Below are 10,098 nucleotides of genomic sequence, written 5' to 3' on the forward strand. Positions count from 1 at the left end.
AAACCGACCAGTGGCCCAATAATCCACCCGCGAAGCGTTTTTCTACGATCTTCCCGTTTACCGGGATTTTGTAGACAGTGAGCAGGTCGGCCACGATGTTATCGTCGTTCCCGGTGTACATCGCGATTTCGTCGCAGCGCTCCGAGTGGCAAACGGCGCGGAACACGTCGAGGGTCTGGTACCGGTTGAAGGGAGCCGTTTTGATGGCGAGCAGGTTGGGGATGTCGGCCAACCTCCGCCAGCAATCGTAGCTCAATATACGACCTCCTACAGAAGGTTGCAGATAAAAACCGAAAACGGGGATCACTTCCGCTACGGCTGCTACGTGCTGCACGAGCTGGTCTTCGGAATAATCTTTCAATCCGCCCATGCTCACGAGCCCGATATGATAGCCGAGGTCCCTGGCGATGCGGGCTTCGTTCACGGCCTGTCCGGTAGGCCCGGCGATTCCGGCCACGCGGATGAACGGGCGGTTGAGGCCGGCTTTGTCGATTTCCTCTGCCGCGAGGCGGAGCACGCGTTCGTAGAGGTTGAATTCGGGCCAGCGGATCTCGAATTGGGTGGTGTGCACGCCTACGGCCACGCCGCCTGCGCCGGATGCGATGTAGTAACGCGTGAGCCTGCGCTGGCGGGCTTCGTCGAGCTGCCGGCCGGCCGTGAGCACCAGCGGGTGCGCGGGGATCACGGTGCCGCTATACAGTAATGATTTGATGGATGCGTCCATATGATGTGTAAACGAAATTTGGATTAGAATTTACCGGTCCGGGTTTGGAAATGGGTGGGCTTTTTGATGGTGGCGCCGCCTCCCTGGAACCACTCGAGCGTCATGCGGATCATATCGCGCAGGGTGACTTTGGGATAGCCGAAAAGGCGGAAGCTTTCGCCGGCGTTGCTGAGCAATGCGGTGTCGGATTCCTGGTTTACGAACTGCGGCGTTTTGCCGGCGAGCTTGCCGAATTCTTCCGCGATCCAGCGAACGGAGGCCGTTTCAGGGCCGGTGATGTTGAGATATTTGGCGGGATTGGAAGTGTGCAGGAAGGAGCGGAGCGCATACTCGTTCGCGTCGCCCTGCCAGATCACGTTCACGTGGCCCATGCGCAGGTCGATCGGGGATTCGTTCACCACGGATTTGCAGATTTCCAGAAGCACGCCGTAACGGAGATCGTTGGCGTAGTTCAGGCGGTAGATGAGCAGTTCAGTGCCGTACTGTTGGGAGAAGTGCTCAAAGATGCGCTCGCGGCCGAGGGAGGACTGGGCATACTCGCCGATGGGGCCGGTGGGCGTGGATTCGTCCGCGCCGCCGGAGAACACGGGCACCAGGGGGTACACGTTACCGGTGGAATACACCACGATTTTGGAGTTGCGGTATTTCTCCGCCACGCGGCCGGGGAGGTAGGCGTTCATGGCCCAGGTGAAGGCTTCTTTGCCGGTGGTGCCGAATTTGGTGCCGGCGAGGTAGAGCACGTTCTTCGCATCCGGGAGGGAGGCGAGGTCGGCTTCGTTGAGGAGGTCGGCGGCGATGGCTTCCACGCCGGCGGCTTCCAGTTCTTCGCGGAGGCCGGGTTCGGAAAGACGGCTCACCCCGATAACGCGGCGCGGAACGCCGGAAGCGTCTACGGCTTGTTTGGCGAGCTTGGCGAGGCTGGGGCCGATCTTGCCGCCCACGCCGAGGATGAGGATGTCGCCTTCGAGGCTTGCCATGTCTGCTATCAGTGCTTCGGAAGGCTTCAGCAGTTCTTCAACGGTCGAGAATATTGTGTCCATGTCGTATTGTTTGCAATTGTCAGGAAAAGAATAAAGTTTTGATGTTGCTGATCATCAGCAAAGCCATGATAACGAGCCCGATGGCGCCCACGATTTTAATGAAGGGCGGGTTCTTCATCGGTCCCATGATTTTTTCGTCGTTGGCGATCAGGTACAGCGCCACGCCGATGAAAGGGACGACGAAGATGGTAACGGCCTGCGCCAGTACGATCAGTTCCAGCGGCAGCTTCCCGAATGAGATCGCTACAACGGCGCCGATGACCATGATAATGCCGATGAAGAAGCGGACCATTCCGGATTGCAGGGTACCGCCGTAACCGAGCGCGTCGCCGAGGAGGGTGCCGCCGAGGGCGGCGTTGCCGATAACGGAAGAAAACGAGGCGCCGAAGAGGCCGGACAGGAAGAGGGCGGAGGCGAAGTTCCCGAAGATGGGTTCGAGGGCTACCGCCATATCCGTGGCTTTGGTGACTTCGATATTACGGGTGTTGAGCACTGCTGCTCCGCAGACCATCACGATGGCGGCGAGGATGCCGAGTATTACCATGCCGGGAATGGTTTCGCGGCCGGTTTGTTTCACTGCAGGATTGAGCCGTTTGCGCTCCTGGACGAGGTACGATTGATACAGTGCGCCCACGATGGAGAAGCACGATGCCATGAAGGCGATCACCAGCTGGAGGGAGCCCTCCGGCACCACAGGCACCAGTCCTGCCGCCATACCCGAAACCGAAGGTTTGGTGAATACGAAGGTGGCGATAAAGGCCAGCAGCATCAATGCGATGAGGGCGATCATGATCTTTTCCATCGATTTGTAGAAACTGCGGAAGAAAAGCATGCCGATGGCGACTACGTTGAAAACGATGATCCAGATGTTGGGACTGGTATGGGTGGCTTCGCCGATGGCGATACCCGTGCCGATGGAGTTCCCTGCCTGGAAGGAGGCGCAGACGAGGAATACGCCCACGCCTACGGCCGTTCGCATGCCTTTGCCCCATTTGCGGCCGATGGTGGCCAGCACGGATTCGTTGGTGGCTATGCCTACACGGGCGCTCATCACTGCAAATACGATCATAAAGAAAATGGCGACCAGCCGGAGCCATAACAGGCTGTACCCGTAGCGGGCCCCCATCATGGAGGTAATCGTGATTTTGCTGGGGCCGAAAACGAGGGCGGCCGTGATGAGCCCCGGCCCGATGGCCTGCAACCATACCTTCCCGCGGCTGATGGCGGTGGCAGGGGCGGAGGTGGGCGCGGTGGCTGTTGATTCTTCCATAAACCTGTAATTTTTTGAGTATGACCTGGTTGTTCTTTTACGGGTGCGTACACGGAACTTGTATTCCAATGTTGACGCTTGTTCTGAGATAACGCGGATGAAGAACGTGTACGTACCCGAAAGTACATTTCAATTCCGGAAAATGCAAATATTTTTCTGTTGTTCCGGGTTGAAGACAGGGCAGAGGCAATAATATATGCAGAAAGGCAAATAATTATTTTTTCTGCCCCCTTTCCCTTGCATTTTGAAAGATGTTTACCTAAATTACCGTTGCATACGTCGTTTTCCAGGACGTACACCTGACCGGTTGCCTTCGTGCAACCATATTAAAGCATCATTTACGGGTACGTACCCGAATTCACGGAATCCACCATCAGCATATGAAACAACGTTATGACCGCCGACAGTTCCTCCAGACCATGACCGCCGCCGGAATCGGCGCAGGCCTTACCGCCAGCCGTCCCCTCAGCGCCATGGCCCTCGCCGCCGATCCCATCCGCATCGGCATCATCGGCTGCGACACCTCGCACGCCGTTGCCTTCGCCAAAAGCTTCAATAAAGACGTGCCCTCGCCCGGACTGGAAGGCTTCCGCATCGTAGCCGCGCTGCCGGAGGCTAGTCCCGATATAGAAAACAACCAGAAACGCTTCCCGGGCTACCTGGAAGAACTGAAGAAACTCAATGTGGAACTCGTGTCGTCGATGGACGACCTCCTCGCCAAATCCGACGTGATCATGGTGGAATCCAACGACGGGCGCCCCCATCTCCGGCAGGCCCTTCCCGCTATCAAAGCCGGCAAGAAAGTATTCATCGACAAGCCCATAACCGCCTCGCTGGCCGAAGCCATCGAAATATTCGACCTGGCCGAAAAGCACAACGCCGCCGTTTTCTCCGCATCTTCCTTGCGCTACATGGATGCCGCGCAAGCCGTCGCCAACGGCTCCATCGGGAAAGTTTTCGGCGCGGAGGCTTATAGCCCCTGCGCACTCGAAAAAACACACCCGGATCTCTACTGGTATGGTATTCATGGGGTGGAAACGCTGTGCACCGTCATGGGTACGGGCTGCGTATCGGTTTCCCGGACATTTACGCCGGAAACCGATATGGTGGTAGGCGTGTGGGACGGCGGAAGGATCGGTACTTTCCGGGGCATCCGCAGCGGTAAGCAGGATTATGGCGGCAAAGCCTTCGGAGAAAAGGGCATAGTGGAACTCGGGCCCTATAAAGGATATGAGCCTTTGCTGCTGCGCGTTGCGGAGTTTTTCAAAACGGGCGTTTCCCCCGTTTCCCGCGAAGCGACGCTCGAAATCCTCGCCATCATGGACGCGGCCGACGAAAGCAAACGCCGGAAAGGCGCCGCAGTTACCGTGGCGTCCATGTTCGAAAGAGCGAGAAAACGCAAACACTAATCATCTTCTATCTAAAATAATTCCCGTTATGGAAAAATCCCGCAGAACGTTTTTGAAGCATACCGCGAAAGGATCGGCCATTCTCGCCGCAGGCGGTATCCTCCCAGGTTTCAGTGCAAAAAGTTATGCTGCCATCCCCGGCGCCAACGAACGCGTGAGGGTAGGCGTAATGGGCGTGAATGCGCGCGGACTGGCATTGGCGCAGAATTTCGCCAAGCAACCCAATTGTGAAGTGGTGTCCATTTCCGACGTCGACAGCCGCGCTTCGCAGAAGTGCATCACCAAAGTGGAGGACATCCAAAAGAATCGGCCGACAGACGTCCCGGACTTCCGGAAAGCCCTGGAGCAGAAAGATATGGACGCGCTGATCATCGCCGCGCCCGACCACTGGCATGCTCCCGCAGCCATCCTGGCCGCAAAGGCAGGAAAACATGTTTACCTCGAGAAGCCCTGCAGCCATAATCCCCACGAAGGCGAACTGCTCGTGGCGGCGCAGAAAAAATATAAAACCGTCATCCAGATGGGCAACCAGCGGCGCTCCTGGCCCAATGTCATCAAAGGCATCCAGGAACTGAAAGACGGCGCCATCGGCCGCGCATATTTCGGTAAAGGCTGGTACACCAATAACCGGAAGTCCATCGGCCGCGGCAAGGAAGCCGCCGTGCCCGAATGGCTGGATTACGACCTCTGGCAGGGGCCCGCGCCCCGCAAGGCTTTCCGCGACAACCTTATCCACTACAACTGGCACTGGTTCTGGAACTGGGGGACAGGTGAAGCCCTCAACAACGGCACCCACATGATCGACCTGCTGCGCTGGGGCATGGGTGTGGATTATCCCATCCGCGTGACCTCTTCCGGCGGCCGCTACCGCTACGAGGACGACTGGGAAACGCCGGATACGCAGGTCATCAACCTTGAATTCGACAATAATTCCAGCATGACCTGGGAAGGCAGGAGCTGCAACGGCAAACCGCTGGAAGGCAATACAGTGGGCGTGGTATTTTATGGGGAGAAGGGCTCGCTGATGATCGACGGCAATGCCTACACCATCTTCGACCTCGACGGTAAAGTGGCGAAAGACGTGAAGAACGACCTGAAAATTGACGCACGCAACCTCACCAATCCCGCCGAAGCCCTCGATGCGCTGCACTTCCAGAACTTTTTCGACGGCATCCGCAAGGGCGCTCCCCTCAACAGCGATATCCTCAGCGGCCACCAGAGCACCCTGCTTTGCCAGCTGGGCAACATCGCCCTGCGCACGGGCGGCACCCTGCACACCGATCCCTCCAATGGCAGGATCAAAAACAACAAGGAAGCGCAAAAGTTATGGAAACGGACGTACCAGCCGGGCTGGGAGCCGACAGTGTAAACCTGTAAAAACTGCCTATGCGGACAACCACCGGAATGGTAGACCCTGGCTCACTGAGCCGCCGCGACACGCGGATTTCCATCCTCATCATCGGGATGCTGTTTTTCATCTTCGGCTTTGTGTCGTGGGTTAACGCCATCCTGATTCCCTATTTCAGGATCGCCTGCGAGCTCACCAGCCTGCAATCATACCTCGTGACGTTCGCGTTTTACATTTCTTACCTGGTGATGTCGGTACCGTCATCCTACCTGCTGAAATCTGTGGGGTTTAAGAAGGGGATGATGATCGGCTTCTGGGCGATGGCGCTGGGCGCGTTCATATTCGTACCTGCCGCCCTCATGCGCGCGTACCCGCTTTTCCTGCTGGGGCTTTTCACCCTGGGGATCGGGTTGGCCGTGCTGCAAACTGCCGCCAATCCGTATATCACCATCCTCGGGCCGAAGGAATCGGCGGCGCAGCGCATCAGCGTGATGGGCATTTGCAACAAATTTGCCGGTATTATCGCCCCGCTGATCTTTGCGGCCGTTATCCTCCGCGTCACCGATACCGACCTGGAACGGATGCTCCCGGCAATGGATCCCGCCGAAAGGGCCGCGGTGCTGGATGCGTTCATCCGCCGGGTGATCGTCCCTTACGCCGTTTTGGGGACCGTCTTGTTTGCCCTGGGGCTCGTGGTGCGCTATTCGCCCCTGCCCGAAATCAATACCGAAAATGAAAGCCGGGAAACAGCCGCGGTGAATAGTGACAAAAAGAGCATATTCGATTTCCCGCACCTGATCCTGGGTGCTGTGGCGATTTTCCTGCATGTGGGCACGCAGGTGATAGCCATCGATACCATTATTTCTTACGCAGGCTCCATGGGCATTCCCTTGCTCGAAGCCAAAGCGTTTCCTTCGTATACCCTGGGCGCCACGATCGTAGGGTATTTTATCGGCATCCTTCTCATCCCGAAATTCGTGAAGCAGGTTAACGCACTTCGATTTTGCACCGTGCTGGGCGCGGTGCTCACCGTTTGCATCGTGTACATGCGCGGCATGGTCAGCGTATTCGGGCATGAAGCGGATATTTCCATCTGGTTCGTGGTGATGCTGGGCCTGGCGAACTCACTCGTTTGGGCAGGCATCTGGCCGCTGGCGCTCGACGGGCTGGGCCGTTTTACAAAACTAGGCGCATCCGTCCTGATCATGGGGCTTTGCGGCAACGCGGTGTTACCCCTGGTATACGGTTATTTCGCGGATATGGCGGGAGAACGGAGCGCATATTGGGTACTGTTGCCTTGTTACGTTTATCTCATGTATTACGCGTTTTACGGCCACCTGGTCCGCAGCTGGAAGCTGAAGCGTTCACCGGTCCCATCAAAGCAGTCGTATGAATTATCCGAAAATTAAAATCGTCAACGGCCGGATCATCACGCCTTACCGCATCATCAATGGCGGCACGGTGCTGACGGAGGGCCACCGCATCCTTGCGGTGGCGGAAGACGATATACCCGCACCGGACGCTATGGTAATCGATGCGCAGGGGCAATACATCGCGCCCGGGTTCATCGACATCCATGTGCATGGCGGGGGCGGCAGCGATTTTATGGACGGGGATGCGGAAGCTTTCCTTACCGTCGCTGAAACGCATATGCGTTACGGCACCACGTCGATGGTGCCGACTACGCTCAGCAGCGACACGGAAAGCCTCCGGCAGGCCGTGCGCACGTATGAATCCGCGCACCTCCGCAATACGAAAGGAGCGTCCTTCCTCGGCATGCACCTGGAAGGGCCTTATTTCGCCATGAACCAGCGCGGCGCACAGGATCCCCGGTTCATCCGCAACCCTGACCCAGCCGAATATACCGCCGTATTGGAAAATACCAACGCCGTAGTCCGCTGGAGCGCCGCCCCCGAGCTCCCCGGCGCATTGGATTTCGGATCATACCTCCGTTCCAAAAACATACTGCCCGCCATCGCCCATACGGACGCGATTTACGAGGAAGTCCTCGAAGCATGGGAGCACGGCTACACCCACGCGACGCACCTGTATTCCGCCATGTCGGGCGTGACGCGGAGAAATGCCTTCCGATATGCGGGCGTCATCGAAAGCGCGTTCCTGCTCGATGATATGACCGTGGAGATCATCGCCGACGGCGTTCACCTGCCGCCTGCGTTGCTTAAACTCGTATACAAATTCAAAGGCCCGGAGAAAACCGCCCTCATCACCGACGCCATGCGCGCTGCCGGCATGCCCCCGGGCGAAAGCATCCTCGGCGACAGGCGGAACGGGCTGAAAGTGATCGTGGAAGATGATGTCGCCAAACTGCCCGACCGCTCTTCTTTCGCGGGAAGCGTGGCCACCTGCGACCGGCTGGTCCGTAATATGGTGAAACTGGCCGAAGTTCCGCTGGCGGATGCCGTCCGCATGATGACCGGCACGCCCGCCGCGATCATGAAGGTTTCGGGGACGAAGGGCTCGCTCGCCACGGGTAAAGATGCGGATATCGTGCTTTTCGACAGCGACATCAACATCGACACCGTTATTATCAACGGCGAGATCCGCCACCGCAGCGAAACGGCGCGCTCCATCCTGCGGGAACCGGTATCTGACTGAAACAAATAATACTACCACAACGCTGCGGCAGCCACAGGGCGCCGTCCGGCAGCAAACCTGTCAGCATATGCATACATTTGAACGAATCAACGTACACCAGTTTGAGGACAGGCGCCGGATGGGCGCTGCCGCGGCGGCTGCGGTAGCCCAGCGCATCCATTCCCTGCTTGCGGGGCAGGAATTCATCAGCATGATCTTCGCCGCCGCGCCCTCGCAGCAGGAATTCCTCGAAGCATTACGAACCGACGCAACGATCCCCTGGCACCGCATCCACGCTTTTCATATGGACGAATACCTCGGCCTGCCCGCGGACGCACCCCAGGGCTTCGGCAATTTCCTGGAAATGCGGCTGTTCGGTATCGTGCCTTTCGGCCAGGTGCATTACCTCAACGGGCAGGCCACCGATGCCGCGGAGGAATGCACGCGCTACGCGCAACTGCTGAAAGATGGAACCGATATCGTTTGTATGGGAGTGGGGGAGAACACGCATATCGCGTTCAACGACCCGCATGTGGCGGATTTCAACGATCCTGTGCTGGTGAAGGTCGTGGACCTCGACGAGGCCTGCCGTCGACAACAAGTGAACGACGGCTGCTTTGCCACGCCGGAGGAAGTACCTACGCATGCGCTGACGCTCACGGTGCCGGCGCTTTTCCGTGGAAAGTATATCTACTGCATGGTGCCCGGCCCCGCAAAAGCAGCAGCCATCCGGCACACGCTGCAATCGCCTGTCAGCGAACAATATCCCAGCACGATCCTGCGCACGCATCCCCATGCGGAACTGTACCTCGACAAAGACAGCGCGGCCTTGCTCTAATTTTTGTAATACATGTAGTTTTCCCGGGTGATGATGTCGATCGGCATGAAGTATTCCTTCTCGACGGGAGCGCCCAGCACGAGGTGCTGATAGAGCGTCATGATGCCGCGGTAAGCCTGTTCCTGGGGTTTCTGGCAGATAAGGAAATCGATCATCCCTTTCTGCAGCCAGGCCACGTTATCGGGGAGGAAGTCGTACCCCATGACCAGCAGCCCTTCTTTCCCGGCGGTTTCCAGGTATCGTGCTACGTATCGCACGCGTGAGCTGGTCACGAAAATCGCTTTAATGGCGGGGTCTGCCGCCAGCGCTTCGGCGAGTTTCTTCTCCACCGTGGTGTCACTGCTTTCACGGACGTCCGCCTTTACGATCCGTTCCGGGTTATTGGCGAAGTACGCCCTGAACCCTTCTTCTTTACGCAACAGGGGATGGATGCCTTCAATCTGGCGGGTCATGTTCACCACCATGATCTTGTCCTGCGGCGCGAGGCAGTAAGACATGAGATGCGCCGCAAGGTAGCCGCTGCGGAACAGTTCGGGACCGATATATGATAGGCTGTCGAGCCCGGGGATGCCGGAGTTGATGAAAACGAAAGGAACATTTTTTTCCTGCAGTTGCTGGCAGAATTCTGTGGCTTCGTCGATGAAGAGCGGCGCCAGCAGCACCCCGTCCACAGGGTTCTTCAGCAGTTGCTTCGCTGCTTTCGGAAAAGAGGAGCGGTCGTTGAAATCGAAGAAGTGCCGTTCGATACGCACACCCATCTGCCGGATCTCATCTTCCGCCTGACCAACACCCGCCAGCAGGATTTCCCAATAAGCCGTTTCAGGAGTTACGGCAGGAAGGAGGATCGCCAGGTTTAATACTTTCCGCGACGCCA

General features: G+C 57.7%; 9 protein-coding genes. 5 read left to right on the top strand and 4 right to left on the bottom strand.

From position 1 onward, the window contains the following. The 3 genes from Q0510_RS02640 to Q0510_RS02650 all read right to left on the bottom strand — a co-directional run. A partial coding sequence (locus Q0510_RS02640; RefSeq protein WP_298707972.1) for a dihydrodipicolinate synthase family protein occupies window positions 1-724 on the bottom strand: 724 nt, incomplete at its 3' end. 23 nt (window positions 725-747) lie between these two features. After that, window positions 748-1,764: an NAD(P)-dependent oxidoreductase gene (locus tag Q0510_RS02645; protein WP_298707974.1), complete on the bottom strand. Its 1,017-nt coding sequence runs from the start codon at window positions 1,762-1,764 to the stop codon at window positions 748-750. A 19-nt stretch (window positions 1,765-1,783) separates the two neighbouring features. Further along, a complete protein-coding gene (locus tag Q0510_RS02650; protein ID WP_298707976.1) occupies window positions 1,784-3,034 on the bottom strand; it encodes an Nramp family divalent metal transporter in 1,251 nt (416 codons plus the stop codon). A 380-nt stretch (window positions 3,035-3,414) separates the two neighbouring features. Between Q0510_RS02650 and Q0510_RS02655 the strand changes: the two genes are divergently transcribed. The 5 genes from Q0510_RS02655 to Q0510_RS02675 all read left to right on the top strand — a co-directional run bounded on the left by Q0510_RS02655 (window position 3,415) and on the right by Q0510_RS02675 (window position 9,224). Further along, complete coding sequence (locus tag Q0510_RS02655) at window positions 3,415-4,443, top strand: Gfo/Idh/MocA family oxidoreductase (protein ID WP_298707978.1); 1,029 nt, start codon at window positions 3,415-3,417, stop codon at window positions 4,441-4,443. A gap of 28 nt (window positions 4,444-4,471) precedes the next feature. Next, the gene (locus tag Q0510_RS02660; RefSeq protein ID WP_298707980.1) at window positions 4,472-5,812 is read left to right on the top strand and encodes a Gfo/Idh/MocA family oxidoreductase; all 1,341 of its coding nucleotides are present in this window, start codon (window positions 4,472-4,474) and stop codon (window positions 5,810-5,812) included. Window positions 5,813-5,829: 17 nt separating this feature from the next. Further along, complete coding sequence (locus tag Q0510_RS02665) at window positions 5,830-7,200, top strand: sugar MFS transporter (RefSeq protein ID WP_298707982.1); 1,371 nt, start codon at window positions 5,830-5,832, stop codon at window positions 7,198-7,200. Next, window positions 7,181-8,407 (top strand): N-acetylglucosamine-6-phosphate deacetylase, encoded by a 1,227-nt coding sequence (gene nagA, locus Q0510_RS02670; RefSeq protein ID WP_298707984.1) that lies wholly within the window; start codon window positions 7,181-7,183, stop codon window positions 8,405-8,407. The genes Q0510_RS02665 and nagA overlap by 20 nt, the downstream gene beginning before the upstream one ends. 67 nt (window positions 8,408-8,474) lie before the next feature. Next, complete coding sequence (locus tag Q0510_RS02675; RefSeq protein WP_298707986.1) at window positions 8,475-9,224, top strand: glucosamine-6-phosphate deaminase; 750 nt, start codon at window positions 8,475-8,477, stop codon at window positions 9,222-9,224. Here the strand turns inward: Q0510_RS02675 and Q0510_RS02680 are convergent. Continuing rightward, on the bottom strand, window positions 9,221-10,098 hold an 878-nt coding region (locus Q0510_RS02680; RefSeq protein WP_298707988.1), incomplete at its 5' end, for a substrate-binding domain-containing protein. The genes Q0510_RS02675 and Q0510_RS02680 overlap by 4 nt on opposite strands.

The sequence above is a fragment of the uncultured Chitinophaga sp. genome (assembly GCF_937874145.1).
In the GTDB taxonomy this organism is placed as follows: Bacteria; Bacteroidota; Bacteroidia; order Chitinophagales; family Chitinophagaceae; genus Chitinophaga.

What these genes read in the sequence shown, in the direction of transcription:
- Q0510_RS02665 (WP_298707982.1), top strand. Translation starts at nt 5,830, where the DNA reads ATGCGGACAACCACCGGAATGGTAGACCCTGGCTCACTGAGCCGCCGC.
- Q0510_RS02655 (WP_298707978.1), top strand. Translation starts at nt 3,415, where the DNA reads ATGAAACAACGTTATGACCGCCGACAGTTCCTCCAGACCATGACCGCC.
- Q0510_RS02650 (WP_298707976.1), bottom strand. Translation starts at nt 3,034, where the DNA reads ATGGAAGAATCAACAGCCACCGCGCCCACCTCCGCCCCTGCCACCGCC.
- Q0510_RS02675 (WP_298707986.1), top strand. Translation starts at nt 8,475, where the DNA reads ATGCATACATTTGAACGAATCAACGTACACCAGTTTGAGGACAGGCGC.
- Q0510_RS02645 (WP_298707974.1), bottom strand. Translation starts at nt 1,764, where the DNA reads ATGGACACAATATTCTCGACCGTTGAAGAACTGCTGAAGCCTTCCGAA.
- Q0510_RS02660 (WP_298707980.1), top strand. Translation starts at nt 4,472, where the DNA reads ATGGAAAAATCCCGCAGAACGTTTTTGAAGCATACCGCGAAAGGATCG.
- nagA (WP_298707984.1), top strand. Translation starts at nt 7,181, where the DNA reads ATGAATTATCCGAAAATTAAAATCGTCAACGGCCGGATCATCACGCCT.